Source organism: Acidovorax sp. NB1, from assembly GCF_005405905.1.
Classification (GTDB): Bacteria; Pseudomonadota; Gammaproteobacteria; order Burkholderiales; family Burkholderiaceae_C; genus Acidovorax.
On the sequence record NZ_BJHU01000043.1, the window covers coordinates 98,088 to 122,531 of the forward strand.

Consider the following 24,444-nt stretch of genomic DNA (forward strand, 5'->3'; position numbering starts at 1 on the left):
AATGTAGCGGGCGCGGGCCGCGTTGGTGCGCAGCCGCCTGCGAAATCAGCCGCGAAAGTAGTTGGCGGGCGTGAAAGGCATGGCGCGCACTTCCATCGGGACGGCCTTACCGCGCACGATGGCGTTCACGCGGGTGCCGATGGCGGCATAGACAGGGGCGACGTAGCCCATGGCCACGGGTTCGTTCACCGTGGGGCCCAGCAGGCCGCTGGTGACTTCGCCGATCTTTTGGCCGTCCGTGCTCTGCAGTTCGGTGTGCTCGCGCACTGGCACACGCTCCAGCGCGACCAGGCCCACGCGCTTGCGGGGCAGGGTGGCGGGGTTGTCAATCTGTGCCAGCACCTTGTCGGCGCCAGGGAAACCACCTGCGCGTGCGCCACCAGTGCGACGCACCTTCTGGATGGCCCAGTTCAGCGCGGCTTCGGGGGGCGTGGTGGTGGTGTCGATGTCGTTGCCATACAGGCACAGGCCCGCTTCGAGGCGCAGCGAGTTGCGTGCGCCCAGGCCGATGGGCTTGACTTCGGGCTGGGCCAGCAGGGCGCGGGCGAGCGTCTCGGCCTGCGCAGCGGGCACGGAGATTTCAAAGCCGTCTTCGCCGGTGTAGCCGCTGCGGGTCACAAAGCAGTCGCAGCCCGCGATGCTGAACGCGCCACCGGTCATGAACACCAGCTTTTCCACACCGGGCGCAAGGCGCGCGAGGGCGGTGACGGCCTGCGGGCCCTGCAGGGCAAGCAGGGCGTGGTCGGGCATGGGCGCCACGGTGCAGCGCTGGCCGATGCGGGCCTCTATGTGGGCAATGTCGCCCACCTTGCAGGCGCCGTTCACGATGACGAACAGCGTGGGTTCACCATCCACCACGCCCTGGTTGAAGAACATCAAATCGTCGATGACCGTGCCCTCGTCGGTCAGCAGCAGGCCGTAGCGCTGCTTGCCCACGGGCAAGTCGATCACGTCCACGGGCATCAGGGTCTCAAACGCCGCAGCGGCATCGGCACCGATGAGCTTGAGCTGGCCCATGTGCGAGACATCGAACAGGCCCGCAGCGGTGCGGGTGTGCACATGCTCTGCCATCAGGCCAGCGGGGTACTGCACGGGCATGGAGTAGCCTGCAAAAGGCACCATGCGGGCGCCCAACTCGATGTGCAGGGCGTTCAGGGGTGTGGTGAGCAGGGGGGCGGTGGCGGACATGGCGGAACTCCGGGGCAAATGGGGGCCGCAGCCACCAAGGTGACTACGGGATTTGCCCTGCTGTCCGCTTTACCTGAGAGATTCACCGCAGCGCCCTGGCTGGCCGTGCGGCTTGCTCCTTCGGTGGATGGCCTGCACACAGTTTCTTTTCTGTGGGGCCGTCTCTCTCCAGCAAGGGAACGCCCGCATCACTGCGGGCGGTTGCCAGTCCTTTTGCCTGAGCGTTCGGCTGCTGCCTGCGCCTTCGGCGGTGCTGCACGCCCGGTTGGGTGGGCGGAGCACTCTCTCCTGACGGGCGGGATTCTAACGCCTACTTGGCATAGACCAGGTCACGCAATGCCAGAGAAATCGATGGCACATAGGTAATGACCAGCAGGCACACCAGGATCACCCCCACAAAGGGCAGCAGGTGTTTGATGATCCGATCCAGCGAAATCTTGGCCACGGTACAGGCCGCAAACAGGTTCACGCCAAAGGGCGGCGTGATCATGCCCAAGGCCAGATTCACCACCATGATCAGCCCGAAGTGAACGGGATCCACACCGAAGTGCATGGCCACGGGCGCCAGGATGGGCGCGAGCACGATGATGGCGGCGCTGGTCTCGATGAACATGCCGATCACGAACAGCGCCGCATTCACGCCCAGGAGGAAAAGCGTAGGCGACTGCAGAACCGCTTCGAGCCAGCGGCCGATGGCATCGGGCACCCCGGCGCGGGTGATGAGGAACGCGAACAGCCCCGCATTGGCAATGATGAACATGATCACCGCCGACGAGATGGCCGACTTACGCAGGATGGCGTACAGGTCTTTGAGCTTGATCTCGCGGTAGATCACCACGCCCACGATCAGCGCATAGAACACGGCCACGGCCGATGCCTCGGTGGGTGTGAAAACGCCGCCGTAGATGCCCCCCAGGATGATGACGGGCATGAGCAGCGCCCAGCCTGCCTGCAGCGTAGCCTTGCCAAAGGACAGGCGGCCATCGCCATCGTTCTTGCCCCAGCCCTTGTACTTGCAGTACGCCCAGACAAACAGCATCAGCGCGCCGCTGATCAGCAGGCCAGGGCCAAAGCCCGCAATGAACAGCTCGCCAATCGACACCTCGGCACTCACGCCATACAGGATCATCGGGATGGAAGGCGGGATGATCACGCCCAACTCGGCACTGGTGGCCTGCAGCGCGGCTGCATAGCTGGTGGGGTAGCCATGCTTGATGAGCGCCGGAATCAGGATGGCGCCAATCGCAAACGTGGTGGCCACCGATGAGCCGGACACCGCCGCAAAGATCATGCAGGTCAGCACACAGGTCATGGGCAGGCCACCCTGCACGCCGCCCACAATGCTTTTGGCAAATTCCACCAGGCGGCGCGAGATGCCGCCGGTTTCCATCAGGTTGCCCGCGAGGATGAAGAAGGGGATGGCCGCCAGCGGAAACTTGTTGATCGAGGCGAACATCTCCTTCACCGAGATCAGCATGTTGGCGTTGGACGCCTGGATGCCGAGGATGGATGCAAGACCAATCGATACGGCCACCGAGATGGTGAGCGCAAAGCACAGCACCATCGTGGAAATCATCACGGCGCTCATTGGGCGGTCTCCAGTTCCATGCGCAAGGGGTCGATCAGGTTGCCGATGATGCCCACGGCGCAAAAGACGCCGCCCACGGGCATGGCCAGGTAGGCCCAGAACATCGAGACCGACTCCAGCCCGGCCATGCTTTGCACGCCGCCGCGCTGGGCGTAGTCCCAGCCGTACCAGATGACAATCCCGATCAGCGCCAGCGCTGCCAGCGCCACCACCCAGTCCAGCACCCGCCGCATGGCAGGGCGGCTCCAGCGGTACAGCACGTCCACGCTCACCATCGCCCCCTGGCGGAAGGCAGCGGGGATGGCCAGGAACACCATCCAGATCAGGCTGAAACGGATCAGCACTTCAGTCCATTCGGCGGGCTGTTCCAGCACAAAGCGCATGAGGATCTGGAACATGCCCAGCGAGGCAGACAGGGCCAGCATGGTGCAGGCCCCTAGCATGGCGATGAAGGTGGTCCATCGCTCAAAAGTGAGAAAAGCATTTTTCATGGGGCTGTGCCGACCATGGGCAGTTGTTGAATCGACAGGTGGGGCAACACGGTGGGAGAGCAGGAAGGCAACCCGGGGCAGGAATAAAAACGCCCGATAGCGCAATGGCTACGGGCGTTGGTTGCTACTACAAAGATAGTAGCGCGTGCATCACTTGACGTCGCGGATCTTGTCGAGCGTGGCCTTGCCGAACTGCTTTTCGAACTCGGCATTCACGGGGGCCAGGGCCGCCACAAACTTGGACTTGTCGGGGTTGTCCACCACTGTCATGCCCTTGGCACGCAGGTCGGCCACACCCTTGGCGTCGTCCTCGTCCACGCGGGCGCGGTTGGCCTTGGTGCCTTCCTTGGCGGCCTCGATGAAGGCCTGCTTGTCGGCGGCCGTGAGCTTGTCGAACGAGCCCTTGTTCATCACAAAGATGGCGGGCGAGTACACGTGGCCGGTCAGCGTCAGGTGCTTTTGCACCTGGTCGAACTTGGCCGAGATGATCACGGGCAGCGGGTTCTCCTGGCCGTCCACCGTGCCTTGCTGCAGGGCGGTGAACACTTCGGGGAAGGCCATGGGCGTGGTGATGATGCCAAAGCCCTTGTAGGCAGCGATGTGCACGGGGTTTTCCATCGTGCGCATCTTCAGGCCCTTGAGGTCTTCGGGCGTGTTGACCGAGCGCTTGCTATTGGTCATGTGGCGAAAGCCGTTTTCGGCCCATGCCAGGGCCTTGAAGCCCTTGCTGTCGAACTTGGTCAGCATCTCCTGGCCGATGGGGCCGTCCAGCACCGCACGGGCATGCGCCTTGTCGCGGAACAGGAAGGGCACGTCCAGGATCTTGGTTTCAGGCACAAAGTTGGGGATGGGCCCCGTGGAGCTGAAAGCCAGCTCTTGCGTGCCCAGCTGCACGGCTTCAATCGACTCGCGCTCGCCGCCCAGGGCACCGTTGTAGAAGGTCTGGACCTTGTAGCGGCCGCTGGTGCGCTTTTCGACTTCCTTGGCAAACGTGTCGATGGCAACCCCCTGGTGGGAATTCTGGGCCGTCGAGATGCTGATGCGCATGGTGGTTTGCGCGCCAGCGGTGGCCATAAAGCCGAGCGCGAGGCTCAGTCCAACGACGAGTTTGGTCAATTGCATGGTGTCTCCTGTTGATGGTGGGTCAGGGGGCGCGTTTGGCACCCTTGCGGAGCTGCCCCCGACCTCGCTGAAATTATGGCGGTGCAGCATGACCGCAGGCATCCGGGTTTGTGCTGGTAAGCGTGCTTATCAACTGGGCGGCAGGGCGCTTGCAGTTGCGTTGGCGACACCCCTGATGCCGGGCTGGCAGATGTTTGCACGCAGTCTGCATGGCGGCCGATGGGTGCTAGCAATGGGGGCCGGAATGCCAAGGGCCCCGTGCTGGCGGTAACCAGCCGGGGCCTTGTCAATTTGTGCACTCCGGTAAGAGCGCCTTGATGGAAGAAGTATGCGCCGCGTGGCAGAGATGAATTTGCTGAATTCGCTTGGTTTCATCTCATTCGCAGAAAAATTTTCTGTACTGGAGATTTTTTGTGAATAATCCGGCCGATGGATCGCCTCGATAGAAAAATTCTCGCCGTGCTGCAGGGCAACGCGCGCGCCAGCTTGCAAGAGATCGGCCAGGCCGTGGGTCTGAGCCCCTCGCCCTGCTGGGGCCGCATCAGGAAGATGGAGGAGGCGGGCGTGATCCAGGGCTACACGGTGCGCATCAACCCGCAGTCGCTGGACCTGGCGGACACTGTGCTGGTGCAGGTCACACTCGACAGCCACTCGGACAACACGCTCGAAAAATTTGGCGAAACGCTGGCCAGCATCCCCGAAGTGATCGAGGCCCACCTGGTGTCGGGCGACTACGACTACCTGCTGCGCATCGTCGTCAAGGACACGCGCGACTACGAGCGTCTGTTGCGTGAGAAGCTCTACAAGATCAAGGGCATACGCCACAGCCGCTCCAGCTTTGTGCTGCGCACGCTCAAGAAGGCGGATCTGCCGCTTTTTGTCGGATCCGTTTGAATAAAAATGGCCGCTTCCGCTCAATGGGTAAGCGCTTTAAGCTATCAAAATAAGAGCATTCAGCGTTTGCTGGAATGCACTTGGGGGTCCTCACCATGAACCTGCGATTTGTCGAAGCCTTCTATTGGGTGGCCTCCCTCAAAAGCGTGACGCGTGCGGCTGAGAAGCTGTTCCTCACGCAATCGGCCATGTCCAGCCGCATCGCTGCACTCGAAGAGGAGCTGGGCGTGCTGCTGCTGGACCGGCGCGACAAGCACTTCAAGCTCACGGTGGCAGGGGCCCGTTTTCTGGTCTATGCCAAACGCATGCTGGAGCTGCAGCGCCAGCTCAAGGCCGAGATGGGCTCGGGCGGGCCGCTGGAGGTGTCGATCCGCCTGGGGGCCATCGAATCGGTGCTGCACTCGTGGCTCATCCCGTGGGTGGAGCAGCTGCGCAAAGACAATCCTTTGCTGGAGCTGGAGCTGACAGTGGAGACCACGCCGGTGCTGCTCGACCAGATCCGCCGGGGCACGCTGGACGCCGTGTTTGCCGCGCTGCCCGCAGCGGCCGACGGCATCCGCAGCCAGGCCGTCACGCCCATGGAGATGGTGTTTGTGGGCAACAGCAAAACGCACCGCAAGCGGCGCTACGCGCTCGAAGACTTTGCAGGGGCCGACATCCTGACCTTTCAGCGCGGCTCGCAGCCCCATGTGTCCTTGCTCGACACGTTGCGCCAGGCCCAGGTGGAGCCGCGCTGCGTGCACACCATCTCGTCCATCTCGGCCATGGTCCAGCTGGTGCAGGGCGGTTTTGGCGTGGCCACGCTGCCCCGACTGGCAGTGCAGCGGCTGCTGGCCTTTCCGGACTTGCGGGCGCTGGCCTGCGACACGGCGCTGCGCCCCTTGCCCATCCACGTGAGCTACCACGAAGACCCATCCTCACCGGCGATGGAAGCTGTTGTGCGCTCGGCACTCAGCTTCATCGACGCGCAGCCGCCACTGCCCAAGGCACGCAAAGCCCGCGCCTGAGCAATTTTTCGCGCCCCCGTAGGCGCCCCTGCACCTGCGCAGTGCATGGGTGCAGCACCTGCATTGCGCATCCGCTGCAGCAACAAAGGGCGATTGAAAAGCATGTCGGCCAGCACGCGCGCGCTCCACGGCCGTCAGAGGCTCTTTTTTTTTCCGGGTTAACCCTTAAATTGCCACCAAGGGTTAACCCTTGAGCACCAGTCTGGTTCACTCTGCCCCAATGAAGTGCATCGAAAAAATCGATGAGCTAAGAGAAAATTTTTGAATTTGCCAGCAGGCAGTGCAGGCCAACACAATCCGCCCAACGTCATGCAATTGACATTTCTCAATGCAAGGAAACACGGTGGATTCAGTTCAAGACAAAGCGCTGGCAGTGTTTGGCGCCGAGGGAATCAACAACCCCGGCCACGTGCGCAGCGTCATCCGGCAAGGGGCCTGGTCGTCGCACACCAGTGGTCTGGCACACGGGCGGGTGCAGGGCAACCTGGTGATCCTGCCCGAGGTGCAGGCGGGTGACTTTCTGCGCTTTTGCCAGCGCAACCCCAAGCCCTGCCCAGTGTTGGCCGTGAGTGAGCCCGGCCAGGTCACGCTACCTTCGCTGGGGCAGGGCATCGACATCCGCAGCGATGTGCCTCAGTACCGCGTCTGGCGCCACGGCGAGCTGGCGCAAGAGGTGGCCGACATCACCGACCTCTGGCGCGCCGACCTCGTGACCTTTGTACTCGGCTGCTCGTTCTCGTTCGAGTCGGCGTTGCAAGAAGCCGGCATCAGCCTGCGCCACATCAACGAGGGCAAGAACGTGGCCATGTACCGCACCAACATTGCGACCGAAGCCGCAGGGCCCTTTGGCGGCGCCATGGTGGTGTCCATGCGGCCCATGCCTGCTGCCGATGTGATCCGCGCCGTGCAGGTCACTTCGCGTTTCCCCAACGTGCATGGCGCCCCGGTGCACATCGGCGACCCGGCACTCATCGGCATTGCCGACATTGCCCAACCCGACTACGGCGATGCCGTGGCGCTGCTGCCCGACGAGATCCCTGTGTTCTGGGCCTGTGGCGTCACGCCGCAGTCCGCCATCCTCAACGCCCAACCGGCGTTCTGCATCACCCACGCCCCGGGTTGCATGCTGGTCACTGATCTTCTTAACCACCAACTCGCCAGCTTCTAAGCGGCTTTCCCCCAGGAGTCTCACCATGAAAAAATTTGCACTGTGTATGACGGCCGCTCTCAGCGTGTGCGCGGCCCAGGCCCAGGTCAAGTGGGATCTGCCCACCGGCTACGGTGCCAACAGCTTCCAGACGCAAAACGTGCAGCAGTTCGCCACCGATGTGGACAAGCTCACGGGCGGCAAGCTCAAGATCACCTTGCACCCTGGTGGTTCGCTGTACAAGGCCAACGAGATCAAGCGTGCCGTGCAGACCGGGCAGGTGCCGTCGGCCGAGTTCATTCTTTCGGGTGCCTCCAACGAGAACCCGCTGTTTGGTGTGGATTCCATCCCCTTCCTGGCCACGAGCTACGCGGACTCCAAGCGCCTGTACCTGGCTGCCAAGCCTGCGCAAGAGAAGCTGCTGGCATCGCAGGGGGTGAAGGTGCTGTTCACCGTGCCATGGCCCGGCCAGTCCCTGTATTCGCTCAAGCCCCTGAGCACACCTGCGGACTTCGCGGGCACCAAGATGCGCGCCTATAACCCGGCCACCACACGCATCGCACAGCTGCTCAAGGCCCAGCCCGTCACGATCCAGCTGTCCGAACTGGGCCAGGCCCTGGCTACCAACACCGTGCAGAACTTCTTGACGTCGAGCGCCAGCGGTGTGGAGTCCAAGCTGTATGAGCAGGTGAAGTATTTCTACCCCGTCAGCGCCTGGCTGCCGCGCAACGCCACGGTGGTGAACCAGAAGGCGTTTGATGCGCTCGACAAGCCCTTGCAAGAAGCCGTGCTCAAGGCCGCAGCGGATGCAGAAGCGCGGGGCTGGGCCACCAGTGAGCGGGTGGACAAGGAGTTCATCAAGGAGCTGACCGCCAAGGGCATGACGGTGGCCGAGCCCAGCGACAGCATCAAGAAAGAACTGGCCAGCATTGGTGAATCGATGACGGCTGACTGGGTGAAGTCGGCCGGTGCCGAGGGCCAGGCCATCATCGACGCCTACCGCAAGAAGTAAGCGCAGCGTTCTAGGCCCCGCCACGGGGCCGGGCAGCCCCCCTGTGCGTGCTGCCCCGTTTCCAGCCACTCCCTTTTCATTTTTCAAGCGTTACCGGAGTACGCCATGGACAAACTCGTCCGAAATTTCTACAGGCTGCTGATGCTGCTGTCCGGCATCTCCATGCTGGCCGCGTTCGCCGCCGTCACGCTGGGCGTGTTTGCCCGCGAAGTCATCCACCTGAACATCGACGGGCTCGATGCGTACGCAGGCTACGCCATCGCCGCTGCGCTGTTCTTTGCCTTGCCCAGCACGCTGCAAAACGGCGATCACATCCGCGTGACGCTGGTGCTGGACCGGCTGCCGACGCGCCTGCGCTCGGCCTTCGAATGGTTCTGCCTGAGTGCGGCGCTCGTGCTCACGCTCTACATCGCCTGGTACGCCGTGCGCTCGGTCTGGATTTCTTACATCACGCACGACATCTCGCCCGCAGCCGACGCCTCGCCGCTATGGATCCCGCAGATCAGCATGGCCATGGGCTGCATCGGCTTTGCGCTGTCGTTTGCCCATGCCCTTGTCCTGCGCTTTCAGGGTGTGGCCTTCATGGCCGTGTCCGAGTCGGCGCGTTCCGAATAACCCGAACCCGGAGACACCATCATGGACGTCATCATCGCGTTGGGCCTGATCATTGTGCTGTTCGCAGTGCTCGGCTCGGGCCTGTGGATCGGCCTGTCATTGCTGGCAGTGGCTTTGGTCGGCATGGAATTTTTTACCAACCGCCCCGTGGGCGACAGCATGATGCTGACCATCTGGGGGTCTACCTCCAGTTGGACGCTCACGGCTTTGCCGCTGTTTCTGTGGATGGGCGAAATCCTTTTCCGCAGCAAGCTGTCGAGCAGCATGTTCAAGGGCCTGGCCCCGTGGCTGGAGCGCCTGCCGGGCCGCCTGCTGCATGTGAACGTGGTGGGTTGCACCATCTTTGCCGCCATTTCGGGCTCGTCGGCCGCCACCTGCGCCACCATTGGCAAGATCACGCTGCCTGAACTCAAGCAGCGCGGCTACCCCGAAGACATTTCGGTGGGCACCCTGGCTGGGGCGGGCACGCTGGGCCTGCTCATTCCGCCGTCGATCATCATGATCGTCTATGGTGTGGCGGCCAATGTGTCGATCTCCAAGCTCTTCCTGGCGGGCGTGATTCCAGGCCTGCTGCTGGCAGCACTGTTCATGGGCTACATCATCGTGTGGGCACTGTTCAACAAGGACAAGGTGCCAGCGCCTGATGCCCGGCTGAGCTTTGCACAGAAGCTCTACGCCTCGCGCCACCTGATTCCCGTGGTGTCGCTCATCGTGGTGGTGCTGGGCGCCATCTACAGCGGCATCGCCACGGCCACCGAGGCCGCCGCGCTGGGCGTGGCCGGGTCGCTGATCCTGGCCAAGATCGAGGGCTCGCTCAACTGGGCCCGCTTTAAGGAAGGCCTGGTGGCGGCCTGCCGCGTGTACTGCATGATCGGCCTCATCCTGGCTGGCGCAGCCTTCCTCACGCTGGCCATGGGTTTCATCGGCCTGCCACGGCACCTGGCCGAGTTCATCGGCGCGCTGCACCTGTCGCCGTTTGCGCTGATGCTGCTGCTCATCGTGTTCTTCATCATCCTGGGCTGCTTTCTGGATGGCATCTCCATGGTGGTGCTGACCATTGCCGTGCTGCTGCCCACGGTGGAGGCTGCGGGCTTTGACCTGGTGTGGTTCGGCATTTTCATCGTGCTGGTGGTCGAGATGGCGCAGATCACGCCGCCCGTGGGCTTCAACCTGTTCGTGCTGCAGGGCATGACGCGCCGCGAAGTCACATGGATCGCCCGCACCGCGCTGCCTTTATTCGCGCTGATGATTGTTGCCGTCGTCACGACCTACTTCGTGCCCGACGTGGTGCTCTGGCTGCCGCGCCAGATGCAAGGCTGATCCACCGCACTGCGACCCAGCCTGCACAGGAGTCCCCCATGAAAACCGTTGCGTTTCTGGCCGCGCTCGCCGTGGCCCCGGTGCTACACGCCCAAACCCAGTGGAAACTGGCCACGGGCTACCGCACAGAGTCTTTCCACACCCGCAATGTGGTGCAGTTTGCGCAGGACGTGGAGCGCGCCTCGGGCGGGGCGTTGCGCATCGAGGTCCATGCCAACAACACGCTGTTCAAGCTGGGCGAGATTCCCCAGGCCGTGCAGGACGGCAAGGTCCAGGCAGGCGAGACCATCATGACCAGCCTGGTGCAGGCCATGCCCATTGCCGGAGCCGATGCGGTGCCCTTTGTGGTGCGCAGCTACGCCGATGCGCGCCGCCTGTGGGATTTGCAGCGCCCGCTGATCGATGCGCACTTTGCGGCCAAGGGCCTCAAGGCCTTGTATGCCGTGCCCTGGCCGCCGCAGGGACTGTTCTCCATCGCGCCCGTGCGCTCCTCGGCCGATTTCAAGGGCACACGCATGCGCACCTACAACCCAGCCACGGTGCGCATTGCCGAGCTGCTGGGCGCCGCCCCGGTGGATGTGCCCATGGTCGAGGTCAACAAGGCGCTGTCGGCGGGCAAGCTCGATTCCATGATCACCTCCGCCCTGACCGGGGTGGAGAACCAGGTCTGGGGCCAGATCAAGCAGTACTACGGCATCAATGCCTGGTTCCCCAAGAACATCGTTTTTGTGAACCAGCAGGCCTTTGATGCACTGCCGCCCCCGGCGCGCCAGGCCGTGACCCAGGCAGCCGCCGAGGCCGAAACGCGCGGCTGGGCCCTGAGCGCGGCCGTGGCCGAAGAGTCGGTGGGCGAGCTGCAACGCAAGGGCATCAAGGTCGAACGCGCATCCGCCGAGCTGGACACCGAACTCAAGCGCCTGGGCGAACGCTTTTCCCGGGAATGGGTGCAGTCGGTTGGCAACGAGGCCAACAAGATTTTCATTCCCTACTACTTTCAACGTTAGTCCGTTAACCAGTGAGTCTCATCACCATGCAAGCATCCTCCACCATGACCACCGCACCGGCTGGCAACCGCTGGCAGTTCTGGATCGACCGGGGCGGCACCTTCACCGACATCGTGGCCAAGCGGCCCGATGGCTCGCTCACCACCCACAAGCTGCTGTCCGAGAACCCCGAGCAGTACAAGGATGCGGCCGTGGCAGGCATCCGCCACCTGCTGGGCCTTGCGCCTGGCGAGCCGGTGACACCCGCGCTGGTCGAATGCGTGAAGATGGGTACCACCGTGGCCACCAACGCATTGCTGGAACGCAAGGGCGAGCCCACGCTGCTGGTCACTACACGCGGTTTTCGCGATGCGCTGCGCATCGCCTACCAGAATCGCCCGCGCCTGTTTGACCGCCACATCCAGCTGCCTGAGCTGCTCTACACCGAAGTCATCGAAGCCCGTGAGCGCATGGGCGCCCATGGCGACGTGCTGCAGAACCTGGACGAAGCCACCTTGCGCGGTGACCTGCTGGCGGCCTACGGGCGCGGCCTGCGCAGCGTGGCCATTGTGTTCATGCACGGCTACCGCTATGCCCAGCACGAAAAGGCGGCGCAGCGCATTGCACGCGAGATCGGCTTCACGCAGATCAGCACCTCGCACGAAACCAGCCCCATGATGAAGTTCGTGAGCCGGGGCGACACCACAGTGGTGGATGCCTACCTCTCGCCCATCCTGCGCCGCTATGTGGAGCAGGTGGCCTGCGAGATGCCGGGCGTCAAGCTGTTCTTCATGCAGTCGTCTGGTGGCCTCACCGATGCAGGCACGTTTCAGGGCAAGGACGCGATCTTGTCTGGCCCTGCGGGCGGCATCGTCGGCATGGCACGCACGGCAGGCCTGGCCGGGCACGAAAAAGTCATCGGTTTTGACATGGGCGGCACGTCCACCGATGTAAGCCACTACGCCGGTGCGTTCGAGCGTGAGTTCGAGACCCACGTGGCGGGTGTGCGCATGCGCGCGCCCATGATGAGCATCCACACGGTGGCGGCGGGCGGTGGCTCGGTGCTGGCGTACGACGGTTCCCGTTTTCGCGTCGGCCCCGAGAGCGCAGGCGCCAACCCCGGCCCCGTGAGCTACCGCCGTGGCGGCCCGCTGGCCGTGACCGATGCGAACGTGATGGTGGGCAAGGTGCAGCCCCGCTACTTCCCCAGCGTGTTCGGCCCGGCGGCCAATGAAACGCTGGACGCCGATGCGGTGCGCGCCCGTTTTCAGGAGATCGCCACCCAGACCCAGCGCCAACCCGAGGAAGTGGCCGAGGGCTTCATCCAGATCGCCGTGCAGCAGATGGCCAACGCGATCAAGAAGATCAGCGTGGCGCGCGGCTATGACGTGACCCGCTACACCCTGCAGTGCTTTGGTGGCGCAGGCGGCCAGCATGCCTGCCTGGTGGCCGATGCGTTGGGCATGTCGCGCGTATTCGTGCACCCGCTTGCCGGTGTGCTCAGCGCCTACGGCATGGGCCTGGCCGACCAGACCGTGATCCGCGAGCAGGCAGTGGAAATGCCGCTGGCTGCAGCATCCTTGCCGCTGATCGCCGAGCGCCTGGACACGCTGGGCACTGCCGCGCAGGCCGAGCTGGAGCGCCAGCAGGTCAGCACCAACCCCGTGCAGGTGCGCCACAACGTGCATGTGCGCTACGAGGGCACCGATTCGGCCCTGGTCGTGCCGTTTGGCGACATGGCCAGCATCCAGGCTGCGTTTGAAACGGCCTACCGCCAGCGTTTTGCCTTCCTCATGGCGGGCAAGGGCCTGGTGGTGGAGGCTGTCTCGGTCGAGGCCGTGATTGCAGGCGATGCCCCCGCCGAGCCGCACCTGGCAGTGCACCCGCACCGCAAGCACCCGCAGCGCGAAACCGTGCGCATGTATTCGGGAAGCCAGTGGCACGACGCCGCCCTGGTGGTGCGTGAAGACCTGCGCCCCGGCGACGTGATCCCCGGTCCGGCCATCATTGCCGAGAAGAACACCACCACCGTGGTGGAGCCCGGCTGGTCTGCGCGTCTGACCGATCTGGACCACCTGGTGCTGGACCGCGTCACCGCCCGCAAGGTGCAGTACGCCGCCGGCACCACGGTGGACCCGGTGCTGCTGGAGGTGTTCAACAACCTGTTCATGAACATCGCCGAGCAGATGGGGCTGCAACTGCAGAACACGGCGTACTCGGTCAACATCAAGGAGCGCCTGGACTTCAGCTGCGCGTTGTTCGATGCTGCAGGTAACCTGATCGCCAATGCGCCCCACATGCCCGTGCACCTGGGCAGCATGGGTGAGAGCATCAAGACCGTGATCCGCGAGAACGCGGGCAAGATGCACCCGGGCGATGTGTACATGCTCAACGACCCGTACCACGGTGGCACCCACCTGCCCGATGTGACGGTTATCACGCCGGTCTATGTGTCCGAAGGTGCCGAGCCCACGTTTTATGTGGGCAGCCGGGGCCACCATGCCGACATTGGCGGCACCACGCCGGGCTCCATGCCGCCGTTCTCCACACGCATCGATGAAGAGGGCGTGCAGATCAACAACGTGAAGCTGGTGGACCGGGGCATCTTCCTGGAGGAAGAAGTGCGCACCCTGCTGGCCACGGGCGGTGGCACCACGCCATACCCCAGCCGCAACCCGCAGCAGAACCTGGCCGACCTGCGTGCGCAGATCGCCGCCAACGAAAAGGGCGTGCAAGAGCTGTCGAAGATGGTGGACCAGTTTGGCCTGGATGTCGTGCAGGCCTACATGCGCCATGTGCAGGACAACGCCGAAGAGTCCGTGCGCCGTGTGATCACCCACCTCAAGGACGGCCAGTTCACGCTGCCGCTGGACAACGGCGCGCAGATCAGCGTGGCGGTCAAGGTCAATGTGGCCGAGCGCAGTGCAGTGATCGACTTTGCGGGTACCAGCGCGCAGCAGATGAACAACTTCAACGCCCCGCGTGCCGTGTGCATGGCGGCCGTGCTGTATGTGTTCCGCACGCTGGTGGACGACGACATCCCGCTCAATGCCGGGTGCCTCAAGCCGCTGCAGGTCATCATTCCGCAGGGCTCCATGCTCAATCCCAACCCGCCGGCCTCGGTGGTGGCGGGCAATGTGGAGACCTCCACCTGCATCACCAACGCGCTGTTCGGCGCCCTGGGGGTGATGGCGGGCAGCCAGCCCACCATGAACAACTTCACCTTTGGCAATGCGCAGTACCAGTACTACGAAACCATCGCCGGTGGCAGCGGCGCGGGCGCAGTGCTGGATGCCTCGGGCCAGGCCGTGCGTGGCTTTGATGGCACCAGCGTGGTTCAGACGCATATGACCAACTCGCGCCTGACCGACCCCGAGGTGCTGGAGTTCCGCTTCCCGGTGGTGCTCGACAGCTACGAGATCCAGCGCGGCTCGGGCGGTGCAGGCCGCTGGGCGGGGGGCGACGGTGGCGTGCGGCGTGTGCGCTTCCTGGAGGCGATGACGGCCAGCATCCTTTCGAACGGGCGCCTGAATCCCGCCTTCGGCATGGCGGGTGGAAAGCCAGGCCGCGCGGGCGCCAACCGGGTGCTGCGCGCCAACGGCCAGGTCGAAGAGCTGGGCCACATCGGCGCCGCGCTCATGGAGCCGGGTGACGTGTTCGAGATATCTACACCCGGCGGTGGCGGGTTTGGAGAGTGTGTCGCGCACTGACTGCTGCGATAGGAGTAGGCGCTGGCTGCAGTTGCCGCCAGCGCCGCCCTCGGTCCTGCATTCGGCCCCGCCGGGTGCGGGGCATGGATGAACCAGGAGAACGCTCATGAACTACTTGCCCGCTACATCTGGTGTCTCTCACGCCACCTCCTTGCCTGGAGCGCCTCTTGATGCAACCGCTCAGGGGCCACGGGCCGACGAGGCCCAGGCGCCAGTTGTGGCCCGGCGGGGGCGCCGCAGCCTGAGCGTGGGTCAGAAGCTCGCAGCCAGCTTTGGCATCCTGGGCCTGGCTGTGGCGCTGCTGGGGGCCACCACCTGGATGACGGGGGAGGGCACGGGCCGCCAGGCCGCGCTGCTGACGGCGGAGCAACTGCCCATCGAACGCTCGGTGCGCGACTGGAAAACGCAGTCGGTGGCCATCGGCCAGATTGCGCTGCGCGCCACGCTGTCGTCGGACGTGTTCCCGCTGGTGGCTGAGATGCGCACCCAGCTGGCCGCCGAAGACGCCCTGCGCAAGCGCATCGAGGCAGCCCTGGCCCAGGCCTCGACCGCCGAAAGCACCAAGCCCCTGTGGGCCGAGGCCCAGGCGCAGCGGCAGCGCTATGCGGTGCTGCGCGATGCGCTGGTGCAGAACGCTCTCGAGGCCAAGATCATTAGCCAGAAGGAGCTGCAGGAGCATGCCGCCGCCCTGGCCCAGTACCTTAAGGCCATCGACCAGTTGCTGGCAGCGTCGGAGCAGGCATCGCTAAAAGCGGGCGACAGCATGATCAGCGATGCCTCGCGCGCGCAGTGGATCAGCGCCATTGCGGTGCTGGTGGTGGTGGGCCTGTCTGCGCTGTTTGGCTGGCTGCTGCGGCGCTCCATCGTGTTGCCGCTGCGCCAGGCCTCAGAAGCCGCTGCGGTGGTGGCGCGCGGCGATCTCACGGTGCGCATGGACACGCAGCGCACCGACGAGATCGGCCAGCTGCTCATGGCGCTCAATCGCATGGTCGAATCCCTGCACTACGTGGTGACCGAGGTGCGCGATTCGGGCGAGTCTATCCATGTGGCCAGCTCCGAGGTGGCGGCGGGCAACACCGACCTGAGCGCCCGCACCGAGCACGCGGCCAGCAACCTGCAGCAGACGGCGGCCAGCATCGCCCAGCTGGCGCAGATGGTGGCGGCCAATGCCGACAGCACACGCCAGGCCAACGCACTGGCCCACAGCGCCACGCAGGTGGCCAGCAAGGGCGGCGAGGTGGTCCACCAGGTGGTCAAGACCATGGAAGAGATCAACGCCAGCAGCAAGAAGATTGCCGACATCGTGGGCATCATCGACGGCATTGCGTTCCAGACGAACATCCTCGCGCTCAACGCTGCCGTGGAGGCCGCCCGCGCGGGCGAGCAGGGGCGTGGCTTTGCCGTGGTGGCCAGCGAGGTGCGCGGCCTGGCCGGGCGCAGCGCCAACGCGGCGCGCGAGATCAAGGCACTGATTTCCGACAGCGTGGCCAAAGTGAGCGATGGCGCCAGACTGGTGGTGACCGCAGGCTCCACCATGGGCGACATCGTGCACAGCGTGGAGCGCGTGACCACGCTGATGTCCGAGATCAACGAAGCCAGCAGCGAACAGAGCACACAGATCGGCCAGGTGAGCCAGGCGGTGGACCAGCTCGACCACATGACGCAGCAGAACGCCGCGCTGGTGGAAGAGGGCGCTGCCGCCGCCCAGAGCCTCAAGGACCAGGCCAACCGGCTGGCCGGTGCCATGGGCCAGTTTCAGCTGGCGCGGGTGGCGTAAAAATCAATAAAAAAGGGGCCCTGCGCGAGCCCCTTAAGCATTGTTCGCTATCAATTTTGATTACATGCCCGAGTAGTTCGGGCCGCCGCCGCCTTCGGGTGTCACCCACACGATGTTCTGCGTGGGGTCCTTGATGTCGCAGGTCTTGCAGTGCACGCAGTTCTGCGCGTTGATCTGCAGGCGCTGGGCGTTGCCGCCCTTGGCTTCATCGGCCACGAACTCGTACACACCGGCAGGGCAGTAACGGGCCTCGGGGCCTGCGTACTTGGTCAGGTTGATGTTGACCGGCACGCTCGCGTCCTTGAGCGTGAGGTGGGCGGGCTGGTTCTCTTCGTGGTTGGTGTTGCTGATGAACACGCTGGAGAGGCGGTCAAACGTGAGCTTGCCATCGGGCTTGGGGTAGACGATGGGCTTGCACTCTGCAGCGGGCTTCAGGTACGCGTGGTCGGGCTTGTCGCGGTGCAGCGTCCAGGGGATGTGGCCGCGCAGCACAAACTGCTCGAAACCGTTCATCAGCGTGGCCGTGGTCAGGCCGTACTTGAACCAGTTCTTGAAGTTGCGGTCCTTGTTCAGCTCGGTGTAGAGCCAGCTTGCCTCGAAGGCTTCGGGGTAGGCGGTCAGCTCGTCGTGCTGGCGGCCCGCCACCACGGCGTCGTAGGCGGCTTCGGCCGCCAGCATGCCGGTCTTGATGGCGGCGTGGCTGCCCTTGATGCGGCCCACGTTCAGGTAGCCCGCGTTGCAGCCCACCAGTGCGCCACCCGGGAACACCGTCTTGGGCAGGGCATTGATGCCGCTAGCGTTGATGGCGCGCGCGCCATACGACAGGCGCTTGGCCGTGATCTCGCCCTTTTCGTTCTCGAAGTAGTAGCGGACGTTGGGGTGCGTCTTCCAGCGCTGGAATTCCTCGAACGGGCTCAGGTAAGGGTTGGCATAACCCAGGCCGGTGACGAAGCCCAGCGCCACCTTGTTGCCCTCCAGGTGGTACAGGAAGGCGCCGCCGTAGGTGTCGTTCTCCATGGGCCAGCCAGCGGTGTGCATTACAAAGCCGGGCTGGTGCTTCTTGGGGTCGATCTCCCACAGCTCCTTCACGCCAATGCCGAAGCTTTGCGGGTCGCGGTCCTTGTCGAGGTGGAACTTGGCGATCAGCTGCTTACCCAGGTGGCCGCGTGCGCCTTCGGCAAACACGGTGTACTTGCCCAGCAGCTCCATGCCGAGCTGGAAGTTCTCGGTGGGCTCGCCGTCCTTGCCGATGCCCATGTTGCCGGTGGCCACGCCTTTGACGGAGCCATTGTCGTTGTAGAGCACCTCGGCAGCCGTGAAGCCGGGGAAGATTTCCACGCCCAGGGCTTCGGCCTGCTCGCCCAGCCACTTGGTGAGTGCACCCAGGCTGATGATGTAGTTGCCGTGGTTGTGTGCAAACGGCGGCAGGAACATGTTGGGCACGCGAAAGCCCGATTTTTCACCAAGGAAGATGTAGGCGTCGTCGGTGACGGGCTGGTTCAGCGGCGCGCCGCGCTTTTTCCAGTCGGGGATCAGCTCGGTCAGTGCCTTGGGGTCCATGATGGCGCCCGAGAGGATGTGTGCGCCAGGCTCGGAGCCTTTTTCGAGCACCACGACTGAGACATCCTGGCCTTTTTCTGCCGCCAATTGCTTCAGGCGGATGGCTGTGGCCAAACCGCCAGGGCCACCGCCAACGACCACCACGTCGTATTCCATGGATTCGCGGGGGCCATATTGGGCGAGGATTTCTTCGTTTGTCATGGGCTTCTCGTCGGGCGTTTGATAATGGACTATTGTCGGCAGAGCATGGGCCAGACCCTGTCTGTCTGGCGACTGATTGTATTCACGGAATATGGACAATCGAACGACCGTTCTTTTTTGATCAGTGGGGAGACTCTAAATGGCGTACAGCATCGACTTGTCGGGCCGCGTGGCCTTCATCACCGGCGCATCCAGTGGCCTGGGCGCGCAGTTTGCGCGCACGCTGGCGCGTGCCGGTGCCGGGGTGGTGCTGGCCAGCCGCCGGGTGGAAAAACTCAAGGAACTGCGCGCGCGCATCGAAGGCGAGGGCGGTGACGCCCATGTGATCGAACTCGACGTGACCGACCACGCTTCGATCAAGTCCGCCGTGGCACACGCCGAGACCGAGATGGGTTCCATCGACATCCTGATCAACAACTCGGGCGTGAGCACCACCCAGCGCCTGCAGGACGTGACGCCCGAGGACTACGACTTCATCTTCGACACCAATGTGAAGGGCGCCTTCTTTGTGGCGCAAGAGGTGGGCAAGCGCATGCTGGCCCGTTCGCGCGGCGCGGCGCCGGGCAGCTTCACGGGTGGGCGCATCATCAACATCGCGTCGATGGCGGGCCTCAAGGTGCTGCCGCAGATCGGCGCCTACTGCATGAGCAAGGCCGCCGTGGTTCAGATGACCCGCGCGATGGCGATGGAGTGGGGCAAGTTCGGCATCAACACCAATGCCATCTGCCCCGGCTACATCGACACCGAGATCAACCACCACCACTGGGACACCGAGCAGGGCCAGAAACTCATCGCCATGCTGCCACGCAAGCGCGTGGGCAGCCCGCAGGACCTGGATGCGCTGCTGGTCATGCTGGCCAGTGACCAGAGCCATTTCATCAACGGCGCGGTGATTGCTGCCGATGATGGTTTTGCGGTCTGATCCCCAGGGAACATGCGGGCATGAAGATCGAAATCCCTGAGGTCAAAAAGCTGGTTTTTGAGACACGCTTCCCTGTGCGATGGGGCGACATGGACGCGATGGGCCATGTCAACAACACGGTGTACTTCAGGTACCTGGAAACAGCGCGCATCGACTGGATGGTGTCGGTGGGCTGCAACCCCGACCCACGCGGCCAGGGGCCGGTCATCGTCAACGCGTTCTGCAATTTCTACAAGCAGCTCGAATACCCGGCCGACGTGTTGCTCAAGCTCTACGTGAGCGACCCCGGCCGCACTACGTTCGAGACCTGGGGCACGATGGAACGCGTGGACCAGCCCGGCGTGATCTGCGCTGCAGGTGGGGCCACCACCATCTGGGTGGACTTCCCGCTGCAGAAGGCCGCGCCGCTGCCGGACTGGATGCGTGCGCTGGTCACCTGATGGACGAAGGCGGGCTGGGGGGCTGCGGTGGCAAAGCCATGCAATGGGCCACGGGCATGCCCCTGTTTTGCGTCACGCCCAGCAGAAGCACAAGGCGCAGCTCTGGCAGGTAGCGGATGGCGGTCTGTGGAGCGCTGTAACCACGGTCATTGACCAGGGGTTCGCGCATGCGCACCGCTTGCCCGCTGGGCAGGTGTTCGATCTGTAGCGTGCGGGTGCCGGTGTAGAAGGTGGTGTCTATCAGGCCTTCCGAACCATAGAAGCCACCACGTACCTGGGCCTTTCGCCGCTGCCCATCAAATGAAGTGCTGATGCGCAACTGCCCATCGCGGCTTGTGCAGGCACCTTCGAAGGCTGCAGCGCAGTCCATCGGCAACGGATTGCGCTGCACCACAACGGGTTCCATCGCACCTGTCTTGAGTACATCCATGGGCACCTGCGCCAGGTGTGCACACACCCCGTCGGGCATTACCGCCCAGGCCGTGGCGCCCGGCAGGTCGGGAATCTGCAGCCGTGGCACGCCCGCGCCTGCGCTCAGGTAGTAGGCGGGCGGTTCGCCATCGGCTCGGTACAGCGATGACGACATCAGTGGCGACAGGGCACCCTGGGGCACTTGCAGTGGCAGGGGGTGCACTGGCCAGGAGCCCGATGGCGCGCCAAATCCAGCAGCCTGCGCCAGGCTGCACGCCATGGCCTGGCCCAGTGCCAGCAGCATGGCTGCGGTGCCATTGGAATGCAGGCGAAGGCGAGGCATGGTGTCAGGCTGCCTTGGGCTTGGGCACACGGCCCATCAGATAGAACTCGGGGTTGGGCAGCATGCCCGCAAAGCTGGCCATGCGGTTGGACAGGCCAAAGAACGCGGTAATGGCCGCAATGTCCCAGATGTCCTCGTCGTCAAAGCCGTGGGCGTGCAGGGCGGCGAAGTCGGCGTCCTCGATCTCGTGCGAGCGCTGGCAGACCTTCATCGCAAAGTCGAGCATGGCGCGCTCGCGCGGGCTGATGTCGGCCTTGCGGTAGTTCACGGCCACCTGGTCGGCGATGAGGGGCTTCTTCTCGTAGATGCGCAGGATCGCGCCGTGCGCCACCACGCAGTACAGGCACTGGTTGGCGGCGCTGGTGGTGGTGACGATCATCTCGCGCTCGCCTTTGGTCAAGCTGCCTTCCTCTTTCAGCATCAGCGCATCATGGTAGGCAAAGAACGCGCGCCACTCGGCCGGGCGGCGTGCAAAGGCCAGGAACACATTGGGGATGAAACCCGCCTTCTCCTGCACTTCCACAATGCGTGCGCGGATGTCTTCGGGCAGGGTGTTCAGGTCGGGAAAAGGGTAGCGGCTCACTTGATCTCCTTTGCTGTGATGTGCGCGCAGTATGAGCGATCCATGGCGCGAAGATCCGAGCGCTGCGTGTGAGGCAGGCGCGGCCAAGGCCAGTGCCCCCGCGCAAGGGCCGCCGTGCCGCGTGGGCGGCGCTTCGCTTGCGTGCGCTGGGGGCGTCCCCCTCCCGCATTGCGCAGCAATGCGAGAGAGGGGGAAGGCGCGAAGCGACTCAGGGGGAGCTTTATTTCACGGGTGCCAGTGGGTGGCCCGCACCGGGCTTTGTGCGGGCGCGGCCGAATTGCCTGCCAGCGCATACGACAACTGGGTGGCTGCAGCCATCACCGTCTGCGCCAGCGCTTCGAGTTTTTCGGCGGGCAGGCGCGATGCCGGGCCCGAGATGCACACCGAGCCCATCAGCCGCCAGTGCATGCCGAACACGGGCGCTGACACCGTGGCCACGCCTTGTTCGCGTTCGCCAATCGACCAGTGGTAGCCCTTCTTGCGAATCTCTTCATAGGCCTTGCCCGGCTCGCCCGAAAACGCCAGGATCACGCGGCCCGGTGAGCCCTTGTCCAGCGGCAGGCCCTCGCCCATGCGCGCGTGGTGGCGCAACGCTTGTGGGCCTTCCACGCGCACGAGGCAGGTCCGCACATTGCCTTCGCGCACGTAAAAGGCCGCGCTCTCGCCCGTGGCAAGGGTCAGCTCGCGCAGTGCGGGTTCCAGCACGTTCTGCACATCAAAACCGGCCTGGTAGCGCGCGCCCAGCCAGCCCGCAGCGGGGCCCAGGCGCCAGTCGCCGTCCTCGCGTTGCACCATGAAGCCCGACTGCGCCAAGGTGCGCGCCAGGCGCAGCACGGTGGTCTTGTGCAGGCCGCAGCGGCGGCTCAGCTCGGCCAGGGGCAGGCTGGATTCGCCCAGTGCAAAGGCCTCCAGCACCTGCAGGGCGCGTGTGACGGCGATGACGCCGCCACCGCCGGGTTCTGCATCTGCCGATGCCACGGCACGGGGCGCGGGGGCGGGTTGGGAGGGCTTGGTGGGGTGGTTGCTCATGATGGAATTCGTTTCATGGTGCGCAACTGCATTGTATGGGTTGAAACGTCTGCGTACAGTCGAACCCACGGCGACGGACCAGAACACGTATCACAACAAAGGCCCTGCAGACCGGCGTGACGAACCACCACAACGGAGACAAATCCATGACCGCCTTCACTTCGCTTTCGCGCTCCCTGTGCGCTGCCTTCCTGGGCCTTGCGGCCGCAGCTGTGCCCACCGGCGCAGCCCTGGCGCAGACCGCATACCCGAACAAGCCCATCCGCCTTGTTGTGCCATTTCCTCCCGGTGGTGGCACCGACATGATTGCGCGCACCGTGGCGCAAAAGCTCGCGGACCAGAACAAATGGAACGTGATCGTGGACAACCGTCCCGGCGCGGGCGGCAACCTGGGCGTGGATGCCGTCGCCAAGTCGCCCGCCGATGGCTATACGCTGGTCATGGGCCAGACCAGCAACCTGGCCATCAACCCCACGCTGTACCCCAAGCTGCCCTACGACCCGATCAAGGACCTGGTGCCCGTGGCGCTGGTGTCGTCCTCGCCCATCGTGATGGCCGCGCCCATCAACTCACCCTTCAAGAGCTACGCCGACGTGGTGGCGGCCGCCAAGGGCAAGCCCGATGCGCTCACGCTGGGCTATTCGGGCAACGGCACAGTGGCACACCTGGCAGGCGAACTGGCGGAAGACGCGGCAGGCATCAAGCTGCGCCACATCCCCTACAAAGGGGCCGCCCAGGCCATGACGGACCTGGTGGGCGGGCAGATCGATCTGTACATGTCGTCCGTGCCCACGCTGCTGGGCCAGGTGCGCAACGGCAAGCTCAAGGTCATCGCCATCACCTCGGCCAAGCGCTCGCCACAGCTGCCCGATGTGCCCACGCTGGCCGAATCTGGCTACAAGGGCTTCGAGGCCGTGACCTGGTTTGGCATCCTCGCGCCTGCGGGCACGCCCGCACCCGTCGTGGCACAGCTCAACAAGGCCATCAACGTGGCCCTGCAGCAGCCCGATGTGGCCGACAAGCTGCGCTCCGAAGGCGGCGACGTGCTGGGCGGCACGGCCGAGCAGTTCAGCCAACTGCTCAGGGCCGAAGTGCCGCGCTGGGCCAAGATCGTGAAGGACTCGGGCGCCAGCCTGGACTGACACCGCTGCCTGCACCGCAGCCCGCCCACGCTCGCCCAGCCATCGCCATGTCCCGCGATTGCCTTGCCACGCCCGTCCCGTTCTCGGCGGGCACCGCCGCGCCACATACCGCACTGCCTGCTGGCGCCTGCGATTGCCATGTGCATGTGTACGACCAGCGGTTTCCTGCCGCACCCGGCGCCAGGCTGTTGCCACCCGATGCCTCGGCCCAGGACTACCGCGCGCTGCAGCAACACATCGGCACCACGCGGGTGGTGCTGGTCACGCCCTCGACCTATGGCCATGACAACCGCTGCCTGCTCGAAGGGCTGGCCGCGCTCGCGGCGATGGGAGTGGATGCGCGCGGCGTGGCCGTGATCGATGGCAGCGAAAGCGACGCCGAGCTGCACCATCTGCACGCTGCCGGTGTGCGCGGCGTGCGGCTCAACCTGTCGCTGGGAGTGTCGGGTTCGGTGGACTCCATCGTGCCGCTGGCCCACCGCATCGCACCGTGGGGCTGGCATCTGCAGTTGCTGGTGCCGCCCGAGCAGCTGGCAGAGCAGGGCGTCGTGCTCGGCCAGTTGCCCGTGCCGCTGGTGTTTGACCACTTCGGGCGCATCGCCCCCGCGCAGGCCGGGCGCCATGCCGCACATGCGGTGCTGCTGGGGCTGCTGCAAAGCGGGCGGGCATGGGTGAAGCTGTCGGGTGGCTACATCGTGAGCAGCGTGCATTCGGTGGAAGACCCGCTGCTCGACGCCCTGGCCGCCAGCTACCTGCGTTGCGCGCCCGGGCGTGTGGTGTGGGGCAGTGACTGGCCCCACGCCACGGCATCGGCCGGTGTGCAGCCCCTGCCCGACGACGCCCGCCAGGTAGACCGCCTGGCGGACTGGACCGCTGCCTGTGGCGGCCCTGCGCTGCTGCACCAGGTGCTGGTGGACAACCCGCAGGCGCTCTACGGCTTCGGCCGCCCGCTGTGACAA

The 24,444-nt window shown here is 64.6% G+C and carries 21 protein-coding genes and 2 riboswitches; of the genes, 13 read left to right on the top strand and 8 right to left on the bottom strand.

Annotated elements, in window-relative coordinates; translation table 11 throughout:
• Positions 1-45: 45 nt before the first annotated feature.
• The 4 genes from gcvT to AvAM_RS21405 all read right to left on the bottom strand — a co-directional run bounded on the left by gcvT (position 46) and on the right by AvAM_RS21405 (position 4,389).
• Positions 46-1,188 (bottom strand): glycine cleavage system aminomethyltransferase GcvT, encoded by a 1,143-nt coding sequence (gene gcvT, locus AvAM_RS21390; protein ID WP_137748966.1) that lies wholly within the window; start codon positions 1,186-1,188, stop codon positions 46-48.
• A gap of 50 nt (positions 1,189-1,238) precedes the next feature.
• Positions 1,239-1,370: riboswitch (glycine riboswitch) on the bottom strand.
• Positions 1,371-1,391: 21 nt separating this feature from the next.
• Positions 1,392-1,481: riboswitch (glycine riboswitch) on the bottom strand.
• 17 nt (positions 1,482-1,498) lie between these two features.
• Positions 1,499-2,776 (bottom strand): TRAP transporter large permease, encoded by a 1,278-nt coding sequence (locus AvAM_RS21395; RefSeq protein WP_137748967.1) that lies wholly within the window; start codon positions 2,774-2,776, stop codon positions 1,499-1,501.
• The gene (locus AvAM_RS21400; protein WP_137748968.1) at positions 2,773-3,267 is read right to left on the bottom strand and encodes a TRAP transporter small permease; all 495 of its coding nucleotides are present in this window, start codon (positions 3,265-3,267) and stop codon (positions 2,773-2,775) included. Before AvAM_RS21400 ends, AvAM_RS21395 begins: the two co-directional genes overlap by 4 nt.
• Positions 3,268-3,417: 150 nt before the next feature.
• Positions 3,418-4,389, bottom strand: a complete 972-nt coding sequence (locus tag AvAM_RS21405; RefSeq protein WP_137748969.1) for a TRAP transporter substrate-binding protein — start codon at positions 4,387-4,389, stop codon at positions 3,418-3,420.
• 429 nt (positions 4,390-4,818) lie between these two features.
• Here AvAM_RS21405 and AvAM_RS21410 point away from each other — a divergent pair, with 429 nt between their 5' ends.
• The 9 genes from AvAM_RS21410 to AvAM_RS21450 all read left to right on the top strand — a co-directional run bounded on the left by AvAM_RS21410 (position 4,819) and on the right by AvAM_RS21450 (position 16,854).
• On the top strand, positions 4,819-5,283 hold the full coding sequence (locus AvAM_RS21410; protein WP_137748970.1) for an Lrp/AsnC family transcriptional regulator: 465 nt from the start codon (positions 4,819-4,821) through the stop codon (positions 5,281-5,283).
• A 95-nt stretch (positions 5,284-5,378) separates the two neighbouring features.
• On the top strand, positions 5,379-6,290 hold the full coding sequence (locus AvAM_RS21415) for a LysR family transcriptional regulator (protein WP_137748971.1): 912 nt from the start codon (positions 5,379-5,381) through the stop codon (positions 6,288-6,290).
• Between the two features lie 373 nt (positions 6,291-6,663).
• Positions 6,664-7,458 carry a putative hydro-lyase gene (locus AvAM_RS21420; protein WP_375708165.1) on the top strand — a complete coding sequence of 265 codons (795 nt, stop codon included), beginning with the start codon at positions 6,664-6,666 and terminating at the stop codon, positions 7,456-7,458.
• A 25-nt stretch (positions 7,459-7,483) separates the two neighbouring features.
• A complete protein-coding gene (locus AvAM_RS21425; protein ID WP_137748973.1) occupies positions 7,484-8,449 on the top strand; it encodes a TRAP transporter substrate-binding protein in 966 nt (321 codons plus the stop codon).
• Between the two features lie 105 nt (positions 8,450-8,554).
• Entirely contained in the window at positions 8,555-9,064 is a 510-nt protein-coding gene (locus AvAM_RS21430; protein WP_137748974.1) for a TRAP transporter small permease, read from the top strand.
• Between the two features lie 21 nt (positions 9,065-9,085).
• Entirely contained in the window at positions 9,086-10,384 is a 1,299-nt protein-coding gene (locus tag AvAM_RS21435; protein ID WP_137748975.1) for a TRAP transporter large permease, read from the top strand.
• Between the two features lie 38 nt (positions 10,385-10,422).
• On the top strand, positions 10,423-11,388 hold the full coding sequence (locus AvAM_RS21440) for a TRAP transporter substrate-binding protein (protein ID WP_137748976.1): 966 nt from the start codon (positions 10,423-10,425) through the stop codon (positions 11,386-11,388).
• Between the two features lie 26 nt (positions 11,389-11,414).
• Complete coding sequence (locus AvAM_RS21445; RefSeq protein WP_171012358.1) at positions 11,415-15,077, top strand: hydantoinase B/oxoprolinase family protein; 3,663 nt, start codon at positions 11,415-11,417, stop codon at positions 15,075-15,077.
• A 106-nt stretch (positions 15,078-15,183) separates the two neighbouring features.
• A complete protein-coding gene (locus tag AvAM_RS21450; RefSeq protein WP_137748977.1) occupies positions 15,184-16,854 on the top strand; it encodes a methyl-accepting chemotaxis protein in 1,671 nt (556 codons plus the stop codon).
• Positions 16,855-16,914: 60 nt separating this feature from the next.
• Here AvAM_RS21450 and AvAM_RS21455 read toward each other — a convergent pair whose 3' ends face one another.
• Positions 16,915-18,615 carry an electron transfer flavoprotein-ubiquinone oxidoreductase gene (locus AvAM_RS21455; protein ID WP_137748978.1) on the bottom strand — a complete coding sequence of 567 codons (1,701 nt, stop codon included), beginning with the start codon at positions 18,613-18,615 and terminating at the stop codon, positions 16,915-16,917.
• Between the two features lie 139 nt (positions 18,616-18,754).
• Here AvAM_RS21455 and AvAM_RS21460 point away from each other — a divergent pair, with 139 nt between their 5' ends.
• Positions 18,755-19,537: an SDR family oxidoreductase gene (locus tag AvAM_RS21460; protein WP_094290647.1), complete on the top strand. Its 783-nt coding sequence runs from the start codon at positions 18,755-18,757 to the stop codon at positions 19,535-19,537.
• A 20-nt stretch (positions 19,538-19,557) separates the two neighbouring features.
• Positions 19,558-19,977 (top strand): thioesterase family protein, encoded by a 420-nt coding sequence (locus AvAM_RS21465; protein ID WP_137748979.1) that lies wholly within the window; start codon positions 19,558-19,560, stop codon positions 19,975-19,977.
• On the opposite strand, the gene AvAM_RS21470 is transcribed toward AvAM_RS21465, so the two are convergent.
• The 3 genes from AvAM_RS21470 to AvAM_RS21480 form a co-directional block, all read right to left on the bottom strand.
• Positions 19,970-20,731 carry a hypothetical protein gene (locus AvAM_RS21470; RefSeq protein WP_249368282.1) on the bottom strand — a complete coding sequence of 254 codons (762 nt, stop codon included), beginning with the start codon at positions 20,729-20,731 and terminating at the stop codon, positions 19,970-19,972. The genes AvAM_RS21465 and AvAM_RS21470 overlap by 8 nt on opposite strands.
• Before the next feature lie 4 nt (positions 20,732-20,735).
• Positions 20,736-21,314 (bottom strand): peroxidase-related enzyme, encoded by a 579-nt coding sequence (locus AvAM_RS21475; protein WP_137748980.1) that lies wholly within the window; start codon positions 21,312-21,314, stop codon positions 20,736-20,738.
• A gap of 225 nt (positions 21,315-21,539) precedes the next feature.
• A complete protein-coding gene (locus AvAM_RS21480; protein WP_137748981.1) occupies positions 21,540-22,343 on the bottom strand; it encodes an IclR family transcriptional regulator in 804 nt (267 codons plus the stop codon).
• A gap of 146 nt (positions 22,344-22,489) precedes the next feature.
• Between AvAM_RS21480 and AvAM_RS21485 the strand changes: the two genes are divergently transcribed.
• Both AvAM_RS21485 and AvAM_RS21490 read left to right on the top strand, forming a co-directional pair.
• The gene (locus AvAM_RS21485) at positions 22,490-23,485 is read left to right on the top strand and encodes a tripartite tricarboxylate transporter substrate binding protein (protein ID WP_137748982.1); all 996 of its coding nucleotides are present in this window, start codon (positions 22,490-22,492) and stop codon (positions 23,483-23,485) included.
• A 47-nt stretch (positions 23,486-23,532) separates the two neighbouring features.
• Positions 23,533-24,441 carry an amidohydrolase gene (locus AvAM_RS21490; RefSeq protein ID WP_137748983.1) on the top strand — a complete coding sequence of 303 codons (909 nt, stop codon included), beginning with the start codon at positions 23,533-23,535 and terminating at the stop codon, positions 24,439-24,441.
• The last annotated feature ends 3 nt before the right edge of the window (positions 24,442-24,444 follow it).